The sequence below is a fragment of the Microbacterium saperdae genome (assembly GCF_006716345.1).
Taxonomy (GTDB): domain Bacteria; phylum Actinomycetota; class Actinomycetes; order Actinomycetales; family Microbacteriaceae; genus Microbacterium; species Microbacterium saperdae.
This window is the reverse complement of sequence record NZ_VFOX01000001.1, coordinates 1,044,269-1,064,298: the sequence shown is the minus strand read 5'-3', so window position 1 is coordinate 1,064,298 and position 20,030 is coordinate 1,044,269. Positions and strand designations below refer to the sequence as shown.

General features: G+C 69.1%; 20 protein-coding genes. 7 read left to right on the top strand and 13 right to left on the bottom strand.

The annotated features are described in order from the left end of the window. Positions 1–6: 6 nt before the first annotated feature. Positions 7–633 carry a translation initiation factor IF-3 gene (infC, locus tag FB560_RS05065; RefSeq protein ID WP_141871360.1) on the bottom strand — a complete coding sequence of 209 codons (627 nt, stop codon included), beginning with the start codon at positions 631–633 and terminating at the stop codon, positions 7–9. Positions 634–844: 211 nt separating this feature from the next. On the opposite strand from infC, the gene FB560_RS05060 reads away from it, so the two are divergent. After that, a complete protein-coding gene (locus FB560_RS05060; protein ID WP_407662545.1) occupies positions 845–1,285 on the top strand; it encodes a DUF1844 domain-containing protein in 441 nt (146 codons plus the stop codon). A 153-nt stretch (positions 1,286–1,438) separates the two neighbouring features. On the opposite strand, the gene FB560_RS05055 is transcribed toward FB560_RS05060, so the two are convergent. Next, positions 1,439–2,263 carry an SseB family protein gene (locus FB560_RS05055; protein ID WP_141871358.1) on the bottom strand — a complete coding sequence of 275 codons (825 nt, stop codon included), beginning with the start codon at positions 2,261–2,263 and terminating at the stop codon, positions 1,439–1,441. Further along, positions 2,247–2,993 (bottom strand): bifunctional 1-(5-phosphoribosyl)-5-((5-phosphoribosylamino)methylideneamino)imidazole-4-carboxamide isomerase/phosphoribosylanthranilate isomerase PriA, encoded by a 747-nt coding sequence (priA, locus tag FB560_RS05050; protein WP_141871357.1) that lies wholly within the window; start codon positions 2,991–2,993, stop codon positions 2,247–2,249. Before priA ends, FB560_RS05055 begins: the two co-directional genes overlap by 17 nt. 140 nt (positions 2,994–3,133) lie before the next feature. Between priA and FB560_RS05045 the strand changes: the two genes are divergently transcribed. Continuing rightward, positions 3,134–4,558: a MinD/ParA family ATP-binding protein gene (locus FB560_RS05045; RefSeq protein ID WP_229673248.1), complete on the top strand. Its 1,425-nt coding sequence runs from the start codon at positions 3,134–3,136 to the stop codon at positions 4,556–4,558. Between the two features lie 21 nt (positions 4,559–4,579). On the opposite strand, the gene hisH is transcribed toward FB560_RS05045, so the two are convergent. From hisH to FB560_RS05025, 4 genes are read right to left on the bottom strand one after another with little or no spacing between them, the layout of a single operon-like run. Then, a complete protein-coding gene (gene hisH, locus FB560_RS05040; RefSeq protein WP_141871355.1) occupies positions 4,580–5,218 on the bottom strand; it encodes an imidazole glycerol phosphate synthase subunit HisH in 639 nt (212 codons plus the stop codon). Then, the gene (gene hisB / locus FB560_RS05035; RefSeq protein WP_141871354.1) at positions 5,215–5,832 is read right to left on the bottom strand and encodes an imidazoleglycerol-phosphate dehydratase HisB; all 618 of its coding nucleotides are present in this window, start codon (positions 5,830–5,832) and stop codon (positions 5,215–5,217) included. Before hisB ends, hisH begins: the two co-directional genes overlap by 4 nt. Next, on the bottom strand, positions 5,829–6,923 hold the full coding sequence (locus FB560_RS05030; protein WP_188895239.1) for a histidinol-phosphate transaminase: 1,095 nt from the start codon (positions 6,921–6,923) through the stop codon (positions 5,829–5,831). The genes hisB and FB560_RS05030 overlap by 4 nt, the downstream gene beginning before the upstream one ends. Before the next feature lie 49 nt (positions 6,924–6,972). Next, positions 6,973–7,335, bottom strand: coding sequence for a LysM peptidoglycan-binding domain-containing protein (locus FB560_RS05025; RefSeq protein ID WP_141871352.1), 363 nt, complete (start codon positions 7,333–7,335; stop codon positions 6,973–6,975). Between the two features lie 310 nt (positions 7,336–7,645). Here FB560_RS05025 and lexA point away from each other — a divergent pair, with 310 nt between their 5' ends. The 3 genes from lexA to FB560_RS05010 are packed head-to-tail and all read left to right on the top strand — an operon-like array spanning position 7,646 to position 11,254. Then, complete coding sequence (gene lexA / locus FB560_RS05020; protein WP_141871351.1) at positions 7,646–8,332, top strand: transcriptional repressor LexA; 687 nt, start codon at positions 7,646–7,648, stop codon at positions 8,330–8,332. A gap of 53 nt (positions 8,333–8,385) precedes the next feature. After that, a complete protein-coding gene (locus FB560_RS05015) occupies positions 8,386–9,351 on the top strand; it encodes an arsenic resistance protein (RefSeq protein ID WP_229673250.1) in 966 nt (321 codons plus the stop codon). A 37-nt stretch (positions 9,352–9,388) separates the two neighbouring features. Next, complete coding sequence (locus FB560_RS05010) at positions 9,389–11,254, top strand: dipeptidyl-peptidase 5 (protein ID WP_141871350.1); 1,866 nt, start codon at positions 9,389–9,391, stop codon at positions 11,252–11,254. A gap of 20 nt (positions 11,255–11,274) precedes the next feature. Here FB560_RS05010 and smpB read toward each other — a convergent pair whose 3' ends face one another. From smpB to ftsE, 3 genes are all read right to left on the bottom strand, one after another. Further along, positions 11,275–11,751 carry an SsrA-binding protein SmpB gene (gene smpB / locus FB560_RS05005; protein WP_141871349.1) on the bottom strand — a complete coding sequence of 159 codons (477 nt, stop codon included), beginning with the start codon at positions 11,749–11,751 and terminating at the stop codon, positions 11,275–11,277. 97 nt (positions 11,752–11,848) lie between these two features. After that, on the bottom strand, positions 11,849–12,763 hold the full coding sequence (gene ftsX, locus FB560_RS05000; protein WP_141871348.1) for a permease-like cell division protein FtsX: 915 nt from the start codon (positions 12,761–12,763) through the stop codon (positions 11,849–11,851). Then, positions 12,760–13,842 (bottom strand): cell division ATP-binding protein FtsE, encoded by a 1,083-nt coding sequence (ftsE, locus tag FB560_RS04995; protein WP_141871347.1) that lies wholly within the window; start codon positions 13,840–13,842, stop codon positions 12,760–12,762. Before ftsE ends, ftsX begins: the two co-directional genes overlap by 4 nt. A gap of 183 nt (positions 13,843–14,025) precedes the next feature. Here ftsE and FB560_RS04990 point away from each other — a divergent pair, with 183 nt between their 5' ends. After that, the gene (locus tag FB560_RS04990) at positions 14,026–15,126 is read left to right on the top strand and encodes a DUF2510 domain-containing protein (RefSeq protein WP_141871346.1); all 1,101 of its coding nucleotides are present in this window, start codon (positions 14,026–14,028) and stop codon (positions 15,124–15,126) included. A 60-nt stretch (positions 15,127–15,186) separates the two neighbouring features. Here FB560_RS04990 and prfB read toward each other — a convergent pair whose 3' ends face one another. From prfB to FB560_RS04975, 3 genes are read right to left on the bottom strand one after another with little or no spacing between them, the layout of a single operon-like run. Next, positions 15,187–16,296, bottom strand: coding sequence for a peptide chain release factor 2 (prfB, locus tag FB560_RS04985; RefSeq protein WP_141871345.1), 1,110 nt, complete (start codon positions 16,294–16,296; stop codon positions 15,187–15,189). A gap of 57 nt (positions 16,297–16,353) precedes the next feature. Further along, positions 16,354–17,337, bottom strand: a complete 984-nt coding sequence (locus tag FB560_RS04980) for a hypothetical protein (protein ID WP_141871344.1) — start codon at positions 17,335–17,337, stop codon at positions 16,354–16,356. Next, positions 17,325–18,461 (bottom strand): sensor histidine kinase, encoded by a 1,137-nt coding sequence (locus tag FB560_RS04975; RefSeq protein ID WP_170198049.1) that lies wholly within the window; start codon positions 18,459–18,461, stop codon positions 17,325–17,327. The genes FB560_RS04980 and FB560_RS04975 overlap by 13 nt, the downstream gene beginning before the upstream one ends. Positions 18,462–18,670: 209 nt before the next feature. On the opposite strand from FB560_RS04975, the gene FB560_RS04970 reads away from it, so the two are divergent. Then, the gene (locus FB560_RS04970; protein WP_141873126.1) at positions 18,671–19,897 is read left to right on the top strand and encodes an MFS transporter; all 1,227 of its coding nucleotides are present in this window, start codon (positions 18,671–18,673) and stop codon (positions 19,895–19,897) included. Positions 19,898–20,030 lie beyond the last annotated feature (133 nt).

Here is a 20,030-nt window from a genome sequence, read left to right as displayed (position 1 = left end):
CGGGAGTTACTCCGCGGGAGCCTCAGCCGGAACATCCGACTCGCTCTTGGCGTCACGGGCAGCCTGCTTGTTCGCGGCGCGCTGCGCGTCGCGGACGGCGTTCTGCTCCTGCTTCGCCTCGGACTTGCTCTTCAGCGGAGCCACGACCATGACCATGTTGCGGCCATCGATGGTCGGGGTCGACTCGACGGTTCCGAACTCGGCGACGTCCTCGGCGAACTTGCGCAGCAGACGCACACCCTGCTCGGGACGCGACTGCTCGCGACCGCGGAACAGGATCATGGCCTTGACCTTGTCTCCGGCCTTGAGGAAGCCCTCGGCGCGCTTGAGCTTGGTCGTGTAGTCGTGCGCCTCGATCTTCAGACGGAAACGGACCTCTTTGAGGATCGTGTTCGCCTGGTTGCGACGAGCTTCCTTTTCCTTCTGGGCGGCCTCGTACTTGAACTTGCCGTAGTCCATGATCTTGACCACGGGCGGCTTCGAGTTGGGGGCGACCTCAACGAGGTCGAGGTCGGCTTCCTGCGCAAGGCGCAGCGCCGCCTCGATGCGGACGACGCCGATCTGCTCACCCGCGGGGCCGACGAGGCGGACCTCGGGGACGCGGATGCGCTCATTGGTGCGGGGATCGCTGATGCGGAACTCCTTAGACGATGTGTTTCGGCCACCGTGACGCTGTCTGCATCACGGGCGAAATCGGAATCGTCCCCCACCCACCGGCATTCAGACGCCGGCTCTGCACCCTACCTGCCGGATCCCTCGTACGAGCGGAGCCGGTGGAGTGCAAGACCCGGTAGCCTTGAACGGCAAGCGCGGGTGGGAAGTGAATCCTCTTTCGGTCCAGAGCATGACGCTCCGGAGCCCGGCAAAGTCTAACAGAAAGCAAGGCGAAGTGACGACTCAGGGCCACGAGGCAGACCGCGAGCGGGAAGAGCGCTGGGCACGGCAGGAGGAAGCAGCGGCATCCGCCACCCGTGACATCGCCGACGTTCCCGCCGTCGAGGTGATCACGACCGCCGCCGTGCACCTCATGAGTGCCGCTGCAGTGAAGCTCGGCCTGGCCGACGAACCCGACGCCGCGGCACAGCTCGACCTCGACGAGGCGCGCAAGCTCATCAACTCCCTCGCCGGGCTCATCACCGCCGGCGCCCCGGAGATCAGCGACATGCACGCGCGGTCGCTGCGCGATGGTCTGCGCTCCCTGCAGCTCGCGTTCCGCGAAGCCTCCGTCATCCCCGACCCCATCGGCAAGGGACCGGGCGAGAAGTGGACGGGGCCGGTCAACTAGGTTTCCGGTTCGCTCCGCGGGTCGGGACGTCTCTTCGTTCGCAGAACGGGGACCCTCCCGCTTCGCGGGCCCCTCCCGATGCTCACTCCGCGACGTCCCGGCCCGCTTCGCGGTCGCATCAGCTGACAGCGGGCTGAGGCAGGCGAACAGATTTCAGGCGCTGCGGCGGAGCTTGACGGTCAGGGAGTCCGCCAGGACGGCGATCCTGTCGTCGGACGCCCACCGCTGAGCCAGGCGGGACAACACGGCGTCGAGGACCTCGCGCTCGAGCCCGTCGACCAGCTCCAGGACCACGACGAGCTCGGGCCCACGCAGGCGGGCATCCGGATCGCCGGGGGCGACAGCGACATCGATCACGGCGAGCTCATGCGCGACGCTCTCCTGCAGCGCGGTGAACACCTCGGCAGAGAGGAAGCTCGGCTCCCAGGGGTGCTCTTGAGCGATCGCCCAGACCGCCGGACGTCGGAAGATGAACTCGGTGTCCGAGGTCGGATCGAGCACGATGAGATCGGTGTCCTCCGCGGACGCCGCCAGGGCGGCACGCAGCGCCTCCACCGGGATCGGTCGCGCCGCGGGATCCCACTTCTGCATCGCCTCGACCGAGGAGAACACCGGTTGCACGCGACGCCCGTCGGGAGCGGCCACGGTCACGATCGACAGCTCCTGCGTCTTGTCGACGGCGAGACCGTTCGGCGCGATGCCCTCCTCGCCCTTCTCGGCGATGAGCGGGATCAGTACGCGTGCGGAACGGAAGGCGTCGACGACCTCGACCTGGCTGCCCTGCCCCGCACGGAAGCGCAGGAGTGCCGCGAGCAGTGCGGGGTCGGCGGAGCCGTCATCCGCGGCATGCGGGTTCGACTCGAAGCTGCGCCCCTCCCACGGGACGCCTGCGGAGTCGCCGGGGTTCGCGGGAGCGTGACCGTGGTCGCTGTGACTGTGGTCGCCGTGCCCGCAGGCGTCGTCAGTCCCCTGCGACATCCAGCGCCTCGGCCAGTGTGAACGCACCGGCGTAGAGAGCCTTGCCGACGATGGCACCCTCGACGCCGAGGGGCACGAGCTCGCGGAGTGCCGCGATGTCGTCGAGGTTCGAGATTCCTCCCGAGGCCACGACCGGCTTCGGGGTGCGCGAGGCGACCTCGCGCAGCAGTTCGAGGTTCGGTCCGCGCAACGTGCCGTCCTTCGTGACGTCGGTGACGACGTAGCGGCTGCATCCGGCATCCTCGAGGCGGTCAAGGACCTCCCAGAGGTCACCGCCCTCCTTGGTCCAGCCGCGCGCTGCCAGCGTCGTGCCGCGCACGTCGAGTCCGACCGCGATCGCCTCGCCGTAGCGGCCGATCACGTCGGCCGCCCACTCCGGGTTCTCGAGTGCTGCGGTGCCGAGGTTGATGCGGGTCGCGCCGCTCTCGAGCGCAGCCTCGAGCGTCGCATCGTCACGGATGCCGCCGGACAGCTCGATGTTGACGCCGCGGTACTGCTTGATGACCTTGCGCAGGATGGGCGCATTGGTTCCGCGGCCGAACGCCGCGTCGAGGTCGACGAGGTGGATCCACTTCGCGCCCTGCGCGACCCACTCCCCTGCGGCGTCCAGCGGGTCGCCGTAGTTGGTCTCGGTGCCCGCTTCGCCCTGCGTGAGGCGAACGGCCTTCCCGCCGGCGACATCGACGGCCGGGAGAAGCATGAGTGAGGGAGACTGCGCGAAGTCGTTCATGGGTTCCTAAGGTGAGGATTCAGATCAGCGGTCCGAGCACACCCGTCACGGACGCACGAGAACCGAGGGTATCGCGACCCCGGTCCCCCTCCAAATGCAGGAGAAATGCAACGGAAGGGCACGGGATAGGCTGAGGCATGATGTCCGGACCGCACGAAGAAGCCACGCCGGGTGCCGACGCGCGTCGACGCGATGACCGGGCCCCGCTCGTCGAGTCGGTCCCGCTCTTCCCGACCGACGCCCCTGCGGTTCCTCCCCGGCCGACGACGACCCCCGCTCCGCCGGCTCAGCCGCCGTACCGCCGCACACGCGCCGACGCGCGCGTGGACCGTGCTCCGGATATCGCCGCTCCCCCGCGCCCGCTGCCCCCGACACCTGTGGCCTCGCCTGCGGTGCCGTCTTCGCCGCCGCCTCTCGCTGCGCCCGAGACCGCACCCACCGACACCGTGCCCACCGACACCGTGCCCCGCCGTCCGGCCGCGCCCAGCATTGCGACCCCGACGGCACCCGTCCCGCGGATGCCGTCACCACCGACGCCCGGCGCGCAGACACCCATGTCGGGCGCATCCTCCGCACCGACCTCTCCTGCACCCGCGTCATCCGCGCCCACGCTCATCGAACCGGCATCGCGTCGGGAACAGCGGGTGCGCGAGCGGGATTCCTTCCTGCAGACCGAACGCCCCGAGGAGCCCGCGCGCGAAGGCGCCCGTGGCGCCCTCAACCGCCTCGGCCTGCGCATCCGCCCCTCGGCGGACGAGCAGTCGGCCCGTGACGACGAACTCGCGGTGAGCCAGCACTGGCCGGGGCCGCGCACGATCGCGGTCGTGAACGGCAAGGGCGGCGCCGGGAAGACGCCGACGACCGTCCTCCTCTCCGCCGTGTTCGCCCGCTACGGCGGTGCCGGCGTGCTCGCGTGGGACAACAACCAGACGCGCGGGACCCTGGGATGGCGAACCGACACGGGCGCGCATGATCGCACGCTGCTGGAACTGCTGCCGGAGGCCGGGAGACTGCTGGGCACCGGAGCGCAGTCCGCGGATCTCGCGCATTTCATGCACCATCAGCCGCGCGAGAAGTACGACGTGCTGCGGTCGAAGCCGATCAGGCTCGCGCACGAGAACCGCCTGAGCCCGACCGACGTCGATGCGATCCACGCCGTCGCCTCGAAGTTCTACCGGTTGATCGTCATCGACTCCGGCAACGACGAGTCGGACCCGATGTGGCTGCGCATGATCGATCACGCGGATCAGCTCGTCATCGCGACCACGACGCGCGCGGACCACGCCGAGGCCGGCGCCCTGCTCATCGAGGCCCTGGAGGAACGCGACGAGCGGTCCGCGCGTCTCGCGCGCGAGTCCGTCGCCGTGGTCTCCCAGGCGGATCCGAAGGCGACGGCCGCCGAGCTCGATCACGTCACGAGCGGGTACCGCTCCCTGTCGCGCGAGGTCGTCAGCATCCCGTTCGATCACGAGATGGTCGACGGTCCCCTGCGGTACGGCGCGCTCAACAAACGCGCCCAGCGGGCGTGGCTGTCCGCCGCAGCAGCCGTCGCCCGCGGTTTCTGACCCGTCAGGCGTCGCCGGGGTTCAGCTCAGGCTGCCGATCCAGTTCCGCAGGAGCTGGATGCCGGCCTCTCCGGACTTCTCCGGGTGGAACTGCGTGGCGGAGAGCGGTCCGTTCTCGACGGCTGCGAGGAACGGATCGCCGTACGTGGTCCATGTCAGCACCGGCTGCGGGAAGGGCGGAATGACGTCGAGCTCCCACGACTGCGCACCGTAGGAGTGCACGAAGTAGAACCGCTCCTCCTCGATTCCGCGGAACAGTACGCTGTCGTCGCCCGGGCTCACCGTGTTCCAGCCCATGTGCGGGAGGACGGGCGCGTTCAGCTCCGTCACGGCTCCCGGCCACTCGCCGAGACCCTCCGAATCGACGCCGCGCTCGACGCCGTGGGCGAAGAGCACCTGCATGCCGACGCAGATCCCGAGCACCGGCCGTCCACCGGCGAGGCGCCGATCGATGATCTCGTCTCCTCCGTGCGCGTGCAGTGCGTCACGCACCGCCGCGAACGCGCCGACGCCGGGCACGACCAGGCCGTCGGCCTCGAGCGCCTCGGCACGGTTGCGCGTGAGCACCGCATCGGCGCCCGCAGCGGCGAGAGCCTTGACGGCAGAATGCACGTTCCCCGACTCGTAGTCGAAGACCGCGACCTTCGGAGTGCGCGTCACAGCGCACCCTTGGTGGAGGGAATTCCCTCGACGAGCGGGTCGAGCGCCTTGGCCTGGCGGAACGCCCGCGCGAACGCCTTGTACTCCGCCTCGGCGATGTGGTGCGGATCGCGTCCTCCGAGCACGCGCACGTGCACCGTGAGTCCTGCGTTGAAGGCGATGGCCTCGAAGGAGTGACGCACGAGCGAGCCGGTGAAGTGCCCGCCGATGAGGTGGTGTTCGAAACCGACCGGTTCACCCTCGTGCACGAGGTACGGGCGCCCGGAGATGTCGACCACGGCCTGCGCGAGGGCCTCGTCGAGCGGTACCAGGGCGTCTCCGTAGCGGGAGATGCCGGACTTGTCGCCCAGCGCCTCGAGGATCGCCTGGCCGAGCACGATCGACACGTCCTCCACGGTGTGGTGGGCGTCGATGTGGGTGTCGCCGGATGCCCGCACCGTGAGATCGGTCAGCGAGTGCTTCGCGAAAGCGGTGAGCATGTGGTCGAAGAACGGCACGGACGTGTCGATGCGGCTCGCACCGGTGCCATCGAGGTTGAGTTCGAGTTCGACGGTGGACTCCGACGTGCCGCGCACGCGGCTCGCGGTGCGCGGGGTCAGGGCGAGGCTGCTCATGATGCCGAGTCTATCGAGGCCAGCGCGTCGAGGAACGCCGTGGTCTCGGCCTCGGTGCCCGCCGTGACACGCAGGTGTCCGGGGATGCCGACGTCACGGATCAGGACGCCCTGGTCGTAGAGCTTCTGCCAGGTCGCCTTCGGGTCAGCCACTCCGCCGAACAGCACGAAGTTGCTCCACGACTCGTGCGGCGTGTAGCCGAGGGCCTCGAGCGTGGCCGTGATCCGATCACGCTGCTCGACGATCTCATCGACCATCCCTAGCATGACATCGGCGTTGCGCAGCGCGGCGACCGCCGCCGCCTGGGTCAACGCGCTCAGGTGGTACGGCAGCCGCACGAGACGGAGCGCGTCGATGAAACCGGGGTCCGCTGCCAGGTAGCCGACGCGCGCGCCCGCGAAGGCGAACGCCTTGCTCATGGTGCGGGAGACCGCCAGACGCGGGCGACCGGCCAGAAGCGACAGCGCGGAGGGGGCGTCACGCGGGGCGAACTCCTGGTAGGCCTCATCGACCACCACGACACCGCGCGCGACCTCGTACACGGCCTCGACCACGTCGAGGCCGAGAGGCGTACCGGTCGGGTTGTTCGGCGAGCACAGCAGCACGACATCGGGATCGACATCCCGCACCTGCGCGGCCGCCTCCTCCGGCGTGATCGTGTAGTCGGGTTGGCGTGTACCCGCGACCCAGCGGGCCCCGGTCCCCTGCGCGATCAACGGGTACATCGAGTAGGTCGGCGCGAACCCGAAGGCGGTGCGCCCCGGACCGCCGAAAGCCTGCAGGATGTGCTGCAGCACCTCATTGGACCCGTTGCCCGCCCAGATGCCCTCCGCTTCCAGACCGTTGCCCAGGTAAGCGGCGAACCCTTCGCGGAGAGCGGTGAACTCCCGATCGGGGTAACGGTTCACATCGCGGATCGCGACAGCGATCTCGTCGAGGATGTCGCTGGCCACCTCGTCCGGAATCGGATGCGTGTTCTCGTTCACGTTGAGGGCGATCGGCAGCGGCGCCTGCGGGGCACCGTACGGGGTCAACCCTCGAAGGTCGTCACGAAGCGGCAGGTCATCGAGTGAGGCGGTCACCCTTCCCATGCTAGAACGCTCAGCGGGACGAGGCGATCAGAGTGACGCTCGATTGCGGTCAGTTCGTGTACTGCGCGGGGATCGACAGCGACTGTCCGATCTGCAGCTCGCCGGTCTGCAGGACGTTCAGTCGCGTGATCTCTCCGATGACCTCACGCGGGTCGGCCGTCGGCGCGATCTCGCTGGCGATGGACCACAGCGTGTCGCCCGGGAGGACCGTGACCGTCTCGAAACTGACCGTGCCGGTGCTCTCATTCGAGGCGAGGGCGCTGCCGCCGCTGATCGCGGCGAACGCGATGCCCGCCGCGAGGGGCACCGCCGCCAGAGCGAGCAGCACGCGGCGACCGCGAACCGTCAGCCGAAGACGCGTCGCCGGGCGGGCCGGGATGACTGCTGCGGTGCTGAAGGTGATGGTGCTCATGGTGTGCTCCTCTGCGTCGCCCCGTTGCCGGGAGGATCAGCCACCTGCCGCACGGGCCGGTGGAAGTTGGCGTAGCGTTCGCATCCTGCTCTCGGCCGGGAGGGCTGAATGCGAAGCTACGTTCCGAAGGTATCTTCGAGTTCGAACATCTGTCAAGCTTTCTTCGAAACCACACCCGCCAATCCGCCGACACGCTCGAACAGATCTTCCAGATCCGCATGATTCTCGGATACGGTTTCGATAGGAACACCCCACCACGGGCCACCGACATTCGAAGAGCGGCGTCGGAAACGCGTACCGAAGGAGCATCATGAGCGAGAACTCAGCCCCCGAGCCAGAGGCACCGCGCACGCGCCGTCGGAAGAGCCTGAGCCCCAAGCAGATGGCGATCCTGGAGGTCATCCAGGCCTCGATCGCCCAGCAGGGCTACCCGCCGAGCATGCGCGAGATCGGCGACGCGGTCGGGCTCAAGTCGCTCTCCAGCGTCACCCACCAACTCGGGCAGCTGGAGCTCAGCGGCTACCTCCGCCGCGATCCCGGCAAGACCAGGGCCATGGAGGTGCTGATCGACCTTCCCGGCTCCAGCACCGAGAACCCGGCCGACGTGGCGACGCCGGTCGGCGATGCGGCACTGGTGCCGCTCGTGGGTCGCATCGCCGCAGGAGTGCCGATCACCGCGGAGCAGCAGGTCGAGGAGATCTTCCCCCTCCCCCGTCAGCTCGTGGGCAAGGGCGATCTCTTCATGCTCAAGGTCTCGGGAGAGTCGATGATCGACGCCGCGATCTGCGATGGCGACTGGGTCGTCATCCGCTCGCAGAACAGCGCGGAGAACGGTGAGATCGTCGCGGCGATGCTCGACGACGAGGCGACCGTCAAGACCTTCCGCCGTCGCGACGGGCACACGTGGCTGCTGCCCCGCAACTCGGCGTTCGAACCGATCCTCGGCGATGAGGCCACGGTGCTCGGCAAGGTGGTCGCCGTGCTCCGCGCCGTCTGACCCCGGGCGCAACATGCTCCGGCCGCCTGCCGTCGTCCGTACAGTGGGAGGTGATGACTGAGACGACTCGTACTTCCTGGATGGAACGTCATCAGGTCGCGCTCTTCCTGGCGGCGATCCTGTGCGGCGTCGGAGTCGGCCTGGCCGTTCCCGGCAGCGATGCTCTCGAGTACGCGATCGAACCGGTGCTCGGGGTGCTGCTGTTCGTCACGTTCCTCTCCGTCCCCTTCCGGCGGATCGGCGGTTCCCTGCGCGATGCACGCTTCCTCGGCGCGCTCGGACTCCTCAACTTCGTAGTGGTCCCGATCGTCGTCTTCGCGTTGTCCCGTTTCGTGGCCGACGAGAGCGCCTTGCTGATCGGCGTGCTCCTGGTGCTGCTCACACCCTGCGTCGACTACGTGATCGTCTTCACCGGACTGGCCGGCGGGTCCGCGACCAAACTGCTCGCCGCCGCCCCGCTGCTGATGCTCGCCCAGATCCTGCTGCTGCCGTTGTACCTCCTGCTGTTCATCGGGCCGGACGCCGCCGCGCTGATCGACGGCGCGCCGTTCGTGCGGGCCTTCGTCGTCTTGATCCTTCTCCCGCTGGCAGCCGCCGCCCTGGTGCAGGTGCTGGCACGTCGATACTCCCTCGTCCGCACGATCGAGAGCGGTCTGCTCGCCGCGACGGTGCCCCTCATGAGCGCGACGCTCCTGATCGTCGTCGCCTCCCAGGTGCGCGCAGTGGGTGCACAGCTCGGGGCGCTCACCAGGGTCGCGCCGATCTACCTCGCGTTCGCCGTCATCCTCGTCGTGCTCGGCATCCTCGTGGCGCGCATCGCCCGTCTCGACGCGGCGTCGTCGCGCGCACTGACGTTCAGCGGCGTCACGCGCAACTCACTCGTGGTCCTCCCTCTCGCGCTCGCGCTTCCCTCGGCCCTCGCACTCGCACCGCTGGTCGTGGTCACCCAGACGCTGGTGGAGCTCATCGTGATGGTCATGCTGGTGCGCGTCCTGCCCCGGCTCATCCCGCAGCGCTGACGCCGTGACGGTCTCCACGCCCGCATAGGCTCGACGTATGACTTCGCCCTACGGGTCCTGGCCCTCCCCCTTCTCTGCGGCTTCGGTGGCCACCTCCTCGCCGCGCATCGACGGGGCGCGGTTCGTCGGCGACGACATCTGGTGGGGCGAGTCCGTACCGGCCGAGGGCGGTCGTGTCACCGTCCGGTCCTCGACCGGACGAGAGGTCCTGCCGGCTCCCTGGAGTGCACGCTCACGAGTGCACGAATACGGCGGAGGGGCCTGGACGGCGGATGACGAGGGCACCCTGTACTTCGTCGACGCCAAGGACCAGCGGGTGTACCGCCTCCCCGCGGCCGGCGGGCCGACGCCGCTGACGCCTGAGGGGCCGGCCCACGGCGGTCTGCGGTGGCAACACGGCCGTCTGCTCGCGGTGCGCGAGGACCTCACGTCTACGCCGCACCGACGCGCGATCGTGGGCGTTCCGCTGGACGGCTCCGCCTCCGGCGATCCGGCAGCGATCCGGGTGTTCGCCGAGGGATCCGCGTTCTTCGCGCATCCGGCGCTCTCCCCCGACGGCTCGCGGATCGCGTGGGTCCAGTGGAGTGGGGATCGGATGCCGTGGGACGCCGCCACGGTGCACCTCGCCACCGTGGACGGGCGCGAGGTGGCGACCCTGCCGAGTCGGGCTGCTCTGCAACCCGAATGGGTCTCCGACGATGCACTGCTCTACGCCGATGATCCCTCCGGGCGCTGGCTCCTGCATCGCGTGCACCTCGACGGCCTCTCCCCGAGCGCGCCGGCCGAGCTCATCGCACCGGCCGATGCCGATACCGGCTACGGATTGTGGGTGCTCGGCAACCGCTGGTTCCGGCCGCTCTCCGACGGCCGGACCGTCGCCATCCGCACGAACGGCCGCGATCGAGTCGTCGTGATCGATACCGAGGGAGAGACACGCGACCTCGACGTGCCCTGCGACGGCCATGTGAGCGTTGACGATGTCCGCGGACACCGCGTGCTGCTGTCCGGCAACGGTTCCCACGTGAACCCGGGCGTCTGGTGCGTGGACCTGGACTCCGGAGAGGTGACGGCGGTGCGCGGCGGCGACCGGGTGGATCCCGCATGGATGCCCGCCGCACAGCAGATCGACATCGACGGTGCGCACGGACCGGTGCACGCCTTCGCCTACGCACCGGCGAACCCGGAGGTCTCCGCCCCGGAGGATTCGCTCCCGCCCTATGTCGTGCTCGTGCACGGCGGACCGACCGCCCACGTGACGGGTGCCACGTCCGCCGCGATCGCGTTCTACACGAGCCGTGGCATCGGCGTGCTCGACGTGAACTACGGCGGTTCGACCGGCTACGGTCGCGCCTATCGGGAGCGACTGCAGGGGCAATGGGGCGTGGTCGACGTCGACGACGTGATCGCCGCCGCACAGGGGCTCGCCGACGCCGGCCTGGCAGATCCCGATCGGATCGCGATCCGCGGCGGCTCGGCCGGGGGCTGGACCGTGTTGTCGGCCCTCGTACGCGGCGGGGTGTTCGGGGCGGGCATCAGCCGCTACGGCGTCTCCGACCTGCGGATGCTCGCTGAGGACTCCCACGACTTCGAAGCGCACTACATCGAGAGCCTCGTGGGTCCCCTGCCGGAGTCGGAGCAGCTGTACATCGACCGCTCCCCGCTCTCATCCGCCGGCCGGATCGCGGTGCCGGTGCTCCTGCTGCAGGGCGAGGACGACCGTGTCGTGCCGCCGTCGCAGTCCGCGGCGATCCGCGACGCACTGGCCGCGCGCGGAATCGACCATGAGTACGTGCTCTATCCGGGAGAAGGGCACGGCTTCCGCCGCGCGGAGACCGTCGTCGATGCGCTCGAACGGGAGCTGACGTTCCTCGGTCGTGTCTTCGGATTCGCTCCGCGACTCTGATCCCGGATTCGTCCGGCTAATTACTCCCCGACGCGGTTGCGCAACCGCATGGCCCGGTCTGCCTCGCGGGTGTCCTGACGCTCACGCAGGGTCTGACGCTTGTCGTACTCGCGCTTTCCCTTCGCCAGGGCGATCTCGACCTTGGCGCGACCGTCCGAGAAGTAGAGCTTCAACGGGATCAGCGTGTATCCGCCCGCCGAGACGGCGTGGGCGAGCTTCGCAATCTCCTCGCGGTGCAGCAGCAGCTTGCGCACGCGCTTGGCGGTGTGGTTCGTCCAGTGACCCTGGGAGTACTCCGGAATGTGCACCGAATCGAGGAAGACCTCGTTGCCCTTGATGAACGCGTACCCGTCGCTCAGGTTCGCGCGCCCCTGGCGCAGCGACTTCACCTCGGTGCCCGTGAGCACCATCCCCGCCTCGTACGACTTCTCGATGTTGTAGTCGTGACGTGCGCGACGATTGGTCGCGATGACCTTCTCCCCGCGTTCCCTGGGCATGATGCTCTCCTGTGTGTCGATGAGCTCAGCGACATGAAACGGCTGAGCAGCCTTTCAGTCTATACCGAGCACGGAGGGCACACCCGACCCGGTCGGGTCAGGTGCGCAGCCAGCGTCTGATCGCGAACCCGGCGGACAGGGCCGCCAGCACGATGCCGATGCCGATCAGCACAGGCACCACGAGCATCGCGTCCTGCATCGTGATCCAGGTCGTGATGAAGGGGACTCGACCGCGGAGGTATCCGTTGACTCCGAAGTGCACCCCGGCGACGACCGCGGCGCTGGCGAGCGCAGACCCCAGGAACGCCGCGAACACGCCTTCGAGGACGAACGGCGTCTGGATGAACCTGTTGGACGCGCCGACCAGGCGCATGATGCCGATCTCCTTGCGTCTCGCGTACGCGGACAGACGGATCGTGGTCGCGATCAGCAGCGTCGCCGCGATCAGCATGAGCACCGCGATACCCACGGCGATATACGTCGCGACCGTGAGCGCGGAGAAGAGCGGCTCCAGATATTGCAGCTGGTCCTTGACCTGCTCCACGCCCGCCTGGCCGCTGAAGGCCTCGGCGAGCACCGGAGACTGCCCCGGGTCCTTCATCGTGACGAAGAACACCTCGAAAGCCTGGTCGGGCGTGAGCACGCTGGCCTGGTCGGCGCCGAGCTGCTCGACGAGCTTGGCGTAGGTGTCTTCCTTGGTGTCGAACGTCATCGAGCTGATGAGCGGCGAGAGCGCATCGCCCTCGAGCTGAGCCCGGACGGCTTCCACCTGCTCATCGCTGGCCGCGCCGTCGACACAGGTGTCGGATTCCGAGACCGCGGAGCACATGTACACGGCGACCTGGGCGCGCTCGGCCCAGTAGCCGCGCATGACGCCGATCTGGCCCTGCATCAGGATCGCCGCACCGACGAATGTGAGCGAGACGAAGGTCACCAGCACGACGGAGATCACCATCGAGATGTTGCGGCGGAGACCGCCGAGGGCTTCGGCGAGGATCAGACCGATTCTCATGAGGTCGGCCCCACTTCTTCATCGTCGCCGTCAGAGAGTCCCAGGCGATCGGCGACGCCGAGCTCGGCGACATCGACCTGCGGCAGGACGATCGGATGCGTGCGCGGGCCGACCGCGACAGGAGGGTCGACCGGAGCGGGATCCGGCGCCACGACCGGCTCGAGAGGCACCACCGTGTCCGCGGGTGTGCTCTCGGCGACAGGTGCGGATGCCGAAGCTGGCTCGTGCGCCGGAGCGGCGGCAGCGGCCTTGCGCTGCTCGCTCAGCTCCTCGGCGAGTGCGGCTCGGACCATGGAGAGGTCTGCCGTCTGGCGCTGCACCTCCTGCACCGCGGTGAGCGCGGCGACGGCGGCCGCGCCGCGTACCTCTGCCGGCACGAGGCGAGGGATGTTCGAGGTGTCGCCGTACCCGCCGTGCACCTCGTCGCGCACCATCTCGCCGTCGTTGAGCTCGATCACGCGACGCTGCATCTGGTCGACGAAACCAGCCTCGTGCGTAGCCATCAGCACGGTCGTTCCACCCGCGTTGATACGGGCGAGCAGCTGCATGATGTCGACCGAGGTCGCGGGGTCCAGGTTGCCTGTGGGCTCATCGGCGAGCAGCACCTGCGGACGATTGACGAGAGCGCGTGCGATGGCGACGCGCTGCTGCTCGCCACCGGAGAGTTCGTGCGGCATCCGCTTCTGCTTGCCGTCCAGCCCGACCAGCGCGAGCGCCTCGGGGACGGCCTGCTGGATGAACCCGCGCGAGGAACCGGTGACCTGCAGGGTGAAGGCGACGTTCTGGTAGACGGTCTTCGACGGGAGCAGCCGGAAGTCCTGGAACACCGAGCCGATGTGGCGCCGGAAATAGGGCACCTTGCGGTTCGCGAGCGAGCGCAGGTCTCTGCCGAGCACCGCCACCCTCCCTGAGGTGGGGACGTCCTCGCGCAGGATGAGCCGCAGGCAGGACGATTTGCCGGACCCGGAGGCGCCGACCAGGAAGACGAACTCCCCGCGCTGCACCTCGAAGTCGACTCCGGACAGAGCGGGCTTCGACGTCCCGCGGTAGCGTTTCGTGACGTTCTCGAACCGAATCATGGCGCTACGAGCCTAAGCGCGCCTCTTCGGCTGGCCGCGAGCGACACCCCGCGCAGTGCGTCCGCGTCAGGATCGGATGGGTAGTGCTCCCCATCCGACACCCCCTGCCACGTCGCAGGCCCCTGTTAACATGAGGATGCCGGTGACGCACTCGCGGCCGGCCCAATGCTTCTAGGGGGAACCATGACGACACCTGCAGGTTGGTACGACGACGGATCCGGACGTCAGCGCTGGTGGGACGGCCAGCAGTGGACCGAGCACTTCGCTCCGGAGGCCGCAGCGCCCGTCGAGGCGGAGACCGCCGCTGCGGCTGAGGTCCCGACGACAGACGCGGCAGCGGCGTACGAGCCGCCCGCATCCGAGGCTCCGGCGTACGAGGCTCCGGCGTACGAGGCGGCCGCCCTCGACGAGCCGTCGATCGATGACACCGTGATCCGTCCGACTGACGAGACCGCGACCACCCCGGCGGCGCAGGACTGGTCCGCGCCGTCGACCGCTCCGGCCGCGTCGTCCGACCCCAACGCGTTCGCCGATCAGGGTGCGACCGCGGCGACCACGCCGCTCGACGACGGCATCGCCGCCTATGCTCGTCCCGCAACGCCGGGCTATCCGGGTTCCGCACCGGTGTACCCGGGCGCCTACTCGGCGGCGCCGACCGGCTACCCGGCCGCAGCACCCTACGGACAGGCCGCTCCCGAGGGGCCGAAGAAGGTCTCGGTCCTGGGGCTGGTCGGGCTGGGCCTGGGCGTGCTGGGCACGATCCTGGTCTTCATCCCGGTCATCGGCTTCATCGGGTTCATCGTTCTCGCGGCCGGCTTCATCGTGTCGCTCATCTCGCTCTTCCTGAAGGGCAAGAAGTGGCCGGGCATCACGGGCCTGATCCTCGCGGTGGTCGGCACGATCATCGGCATCGTGATGTCGTTCATCTACCTGTTCGCCTTCGCGCAGGGCGTGAGCAGCGAGATCGACAACCTCCCCACCTCCTCGCCCTCGATCGAGGCGACCGCGCCGAGCGAGACCGATGAAGGGACGACCGGCACCGGCCGCCCGACCGTCGAAGAGGTGACCGTCGGAATCACCGAGATCCTGCAGGCGGTGGAGACCGAGGCCCTGACTCCCGAGCAGATCACCTGCGTCGCTGGGGAGTTCGTCGCTTCCGACATCCCCGACGACACGTTGCGCGTGATCGCCAGCGGCGCAGACGAGACGTTCCTGGACGTGGACGCCGTGACCGCTTTCACGGACGAGATCACCGAGGCGATTCCCGCCTGCCTCGTCCCCTGAGTCGCGGACGACATGAAGAAGGCCCCGGACGGATCCGGGGCCTTCTTCATGTCTCGCTGCTCAGTCGTCGCTGGGACGCTTGCGCCAGCGGATGCCGGCGGAGATGAAGTCGTCGAGGTCGCCGTCGAACACGGCTGCCGGGTTTCCCGACTCCTGGCCGGTGCGAAGGTCCTTCACCAGCTGCTGGCCGTAGAGGAAGTAGGAGCGCATCTGGTCACCCCAGCTCGCGGTGATGTTGCCCGCGAGCTCCTTCTTCTTCGCCGCTTCCTGCTCCTTCTGCAGCAGCAGGAGGCGCGTCTGCAGCACGCGCATGGCGGCCGCACGGTTCTGGATCTGCGACTTCTCGTTCTGCATCGACACCACGATGCCGGTCGGGAGGTGGGTGAGGCGCACGGCCGAGTCGGTCGTGTTGACCGACTGCCCACCGGGACCGGAGGAGCGGAACACGTCGACGCGGATGTCGTTCTCGGGAATGTCGACCTCGGTGGCCTCTTCCATGAGCGGGATGACCTCGACAGCGGCGAACGACGTCTGACGCTTGTCGGCCGAGCCGAACGGGCTGATGCGCGCGAGGCGGTGCGTCCCGGCCTCGACGGAGATCGTGCCGAAGGCGTAGGGCGCATCGATCTCGAAGGTCGCGGACTTGATGCCAGCCCCTTCGGCATACGACGTATCCATGACCTTGACGGGGTACTTGTGGCGCTCGGCCCAGCGCAGGTACATGCGCATGAGCATCTCGGCGAAGTCGGTGGCGTCGTCGCCGCCCGCGCCGGAGCGGATCGTGATGATCGCGGAGCGCTCGTCGTACTCGCCGTCGAGCAGCGTCTGCACCTCGAGCTGGTTGATCATCTCGGTGAGGGCGGCGAGCTCGGCCCGTGCCTCCTGCGCCGAATCCTCGTCACCCATCTCGTTCGCGAGGCCGACGAGCACCTCGAGGTCGTCGAGACGCTGAGCGATCCCGGTGATCCGGGCGAGCTCGGACTGCCGGTGGCTGAGGGCGCTGGTCACCTTCTGTGCGTTCTCGGTGTCGTCCCAGAGGTCGGGGGCGCCGGCCTCCTCGCTGAGCCGCGCGATGTCGTCGCGGAGACGGGAGACATCGACGACCTCGCTGATGTCGCCGAAGGTGTGCCTGAGCGCCTGGATGTCGGCGGAGAGATCGAGTTCGAGCATGATATCCGAGCCTATCCTGCCGGGCGCGTGCGCGCTTCCGGTTTCGGATCACCCCGTTCACCGCACCGAGAGCTCGAGACGTCGATGCTCCTTCCCCGTGTCGATCACGATGCTGAGCGCCTCGACCGCCCGGGCTCCCGACGAGATCACCACCGAGCCCTCCCCGACATCGGCGAGGACGGCTGCCACCTCCCTGGCCGCTCGGTCGCTGATCCGTGGCGCATCCGGGACGTGGTTCGCGAGTATCGCGACGCGCACCCCTCGCCTCCGTGCCACGGCGGCGGCATCGGCGATGTCGGGATGGTGCAGGCGCGGCGAACGGATGCGATCCCTGATCGTGCCCTCCCGGGCGGTCAACTCGGTGAGGAAGTCGTCGTCGATCCCGTCCGCATCACGCAGTCGTTCCAGCACGTCCTGCACCTCGCGCGCGATCGCACCGAGCTCCGCCCGGTACTGCTCTGCAGCCGCGCGCGCGGCGGCTCCCCGACGCGCGCTCTCGGCGGCTTCGGAACGGTGCGCGCGCTCACGGGCGACCATGTTGCGCAGCGTCAGTCGCCAGATCACGCCGACGACCCCCGACATGATCGGGATGCTGAGCATGGCGCCGATGCCCGACGCGGACTGCTCGGTGAGTGCTCCCCATCCGACGACGAGTGCGAGCTGTGCGGCGAGACCGATCCCCCCGATCGCCGGGTTGCCCCGACCGATCTGCAGGGCGACGAGGTAGGAGGCGAAGTCGATCACCCACGTGGCATCCGCCTGGTCCACGACCGTCAGCATCAGCGCCGTCGTGGTGAGTGTCGCCGCCGGCACCGCCCATGCCCGCAGTCCGCGCAGCGGCTCGTCGCGGCGGTACGTGAGGACGACAGCCCCCAGCAGAGCGACGAGAAGCGCGCCGAGGTAGGCCGGAGCCGGCGGCGCGAACCGCCCCTCGATCACGCCCTGGGCGATGCCGCAGCACCACACCGCGATCATCGCCCACCGCGCGCCCCGCGTGGCGAGGCCGGCCGCGCCGGTGCCGCTCGAGGTCATCGTGGCCATGACAGCGACACCTCCGTCCCCGTGCGCGGCACCGAGACGATCTCCGCTCGGCCGCCGATGTCCGCCAGGCGACGGATGATGCTGTCACGCACGCCGAGACGCTCCCCGGGCACCGCAGCGAGGACGAAGCCGATGCCGTCATCGCGCACGACCACGCGGACGCGGTCATGCGCGAAGAGCGCGTCGACGAACACGCGTTCCGCTCCGGAGTGGCGTCGCGCGTTGCGGATCGCCTCGGATGCCGCGGCCGAGACCTCCTGCACGACGTCGGCCGGAAGGAACCCTCCTCGATCATCGATGCGCAGCTCCACCGATGAGAAGCGCGCTGCGCGCAGGCGGATCTCCTCCGCGGCCTCCGCGGTGTCGATCACGGCGCCCGCGCCACCCGTATCATCCGGGTCGCCGGAGTCTCTGAGCACCAGGAGGGCGTGCGCCGCCTCGTCCTGCAGCTCCCGGGGTGCCGCGCCCCGGAACAGGGCCGCCGCGGCGAGCACCGAGAGCACCTCGTCGTGTACGAGACGCTGGAGCTCGGCGTTGCGTTCGGCCTCCGCCTCCTGGCGCGCCTGGCGCTCAGCAGCGAGACGTGCGTCCTCTTCCAGGCGGCGCAGCTGCGTCAATCGCCCGCGGATGCCGATGAAGATCACCACGAACGCGATGTTGCTGACGTGGATGGGCGTCGCCGCGGCGATCACCTCGGGCACGGAGCCCGTGAAGATCCAGGCCGAGAGCGCCACCGACATGCCGGAGAAGACGGCGAGCGCGATCGCGATGACAGGACGGACGAGGAGAACGAGGAGGGTGACGGACCCGGGCTCGATCATCCACACCCACGGCACGACGCCGTCCGCCGGGCCGACGTAGGCGAGGAACGAGAGCAGCTGGAGCGAGATCACGCACGCCGGGATCAGCACCCAGAGCACCCGGAGCACGCCCATCGGCAGCACCCGTCCGCCGACCGCGATCACGACGAAAAGACAGATGCAGATCCAGGACGCGGCCTGCCACCAGGACGCGAACATCCCTGCCTGCACGAAGGAGAGCGGAGCCGCCTGCGCGAACGCGCCGACCAACGACCCCAGAGCGATCAGCCATCCGACCTGTCGGTCGGTGCGCGGATCCGCCATCCCCTGTTCTGAAAGCCGAGTCCCCATCGGCAGCCTCCTGTCGTTCCCCGCTCAGTGTCGTGCATCCACCCTCCTGCGACCAACATGCTGTCCGCGCGCGGCGCTTCTCTCCGCGCGCACGATCGGGGACGACGCGCGGATCCGGCGGACGCGCGGAGTAGCCTCGGACTGTGAGCGGTGCATCGACGATCCTGAGACAGTTCGGGCCGATGGTGTACCTGCCGACCGTGCTCTTCTCGCTCGGCGAGGGTGCGGTCATCCCTCTGATCCCCGTGATCGCCGCGCGGATGGGCGCCGATGTCGCGTTCGCCGCCCTCGTGGCGTCCGCACTGGTCGTCGGACAGCTGTGCGGCAATCTGCCCGCCGGCTGGGCCGTCGCCCGCATCGGCGAGCGTTTCACGATGGTGATCGCCGGAGTGGTGTCGATGCTCGCCGCCGCCGGGATGATCTTCGCCCCTTCGATCGGCGTGCTCGCGGCATCCGTCTTCCTTCTCGGTTTCTGCGCTGCGGCGTTCGGGCTCGCCCGTCATGCGTTCATGACCACCCGGGTGCCGGTCGCGTTCCGGGCGCGGGCGCTGTCGCTGCTCGGCGGCAGCTTCCGCTTGGGAATCTTCGTCGGTCCGTTCGTGGCGGCGGGGCTCCTGCAGCTCTTCGACGCGGAGTCGGCTGCGATCTGGTTCTTCATGGGCTGCCTCGTGTTGATGGTTCTGCTGGTGTTGTTCGGCCCGGATCCGGAGAAGGACATCCCGCCGATCACCCGCCCGTCTGCGCGGTCGTTCGTCGAGGACTCCGGCGAGCCGGTGAGCGGATCGATCCCGACCGTCGGGCGTGCCGGCATCTTCCGCACGATGTGGCGGCAGCGCGCGGTTCTCGGACGTCTCGGCCTCGCGGCCGCCTCGCTGTCGGCGGTGCGCTCGGCGCGCCAGGTCGTGCTGCCGCTGTGGGGTCTGTCTCTCGGGCTCGACGCCTCCACGATCGCCTTGGTGGTCGGCGTGTCGGGAGCGATCGACTTCGCCCTGTTCTACGCGAGCGGGCAGGTGATGGACCGATTCGGTCGCCTCTGGGCGGCGATGCCCGCGATGGTGCTGATGGCCGGCGCCTTCTTCGCCCTTTCGTTCACGCACGACGGAGATGCCGCCGTGCTCTGGTACGGCATGTTCGCCGCGATGCTCGGCGTCGGCAACGGGCTCTCCAGCGGCATCCTGCTCACTCTCGGCGCCGACGTCGCCCCCAAGCGCGACCCCGCGCCGTTCCTCGGATCATGGCGCACGCTGACGGATGCCGGTGGCGCGATCGCCCCGCTGCTGATCTCCGGCATCATCGCCGTCGCCTCGCTGCCGATCGCCGCCGCCGCCATGGGTGTCGTCGGACTTCTCGGAGCCGCCGGGTTCCTGCGGTGGATCCCGCGGTTCGTCCCGCGGCCGAAGCCCGAGTAGCTCCGCTCCCCCGCGCACCCCGCCCGGTCGATCGTGTCGCGTCCGGTCACATCTGGCGATCGAGTGTCGGATCCGCCTCCCGGGCGCGACATCGCGCACCCTCCCCGCATACGGTGTGAGCCGCAACTGATCT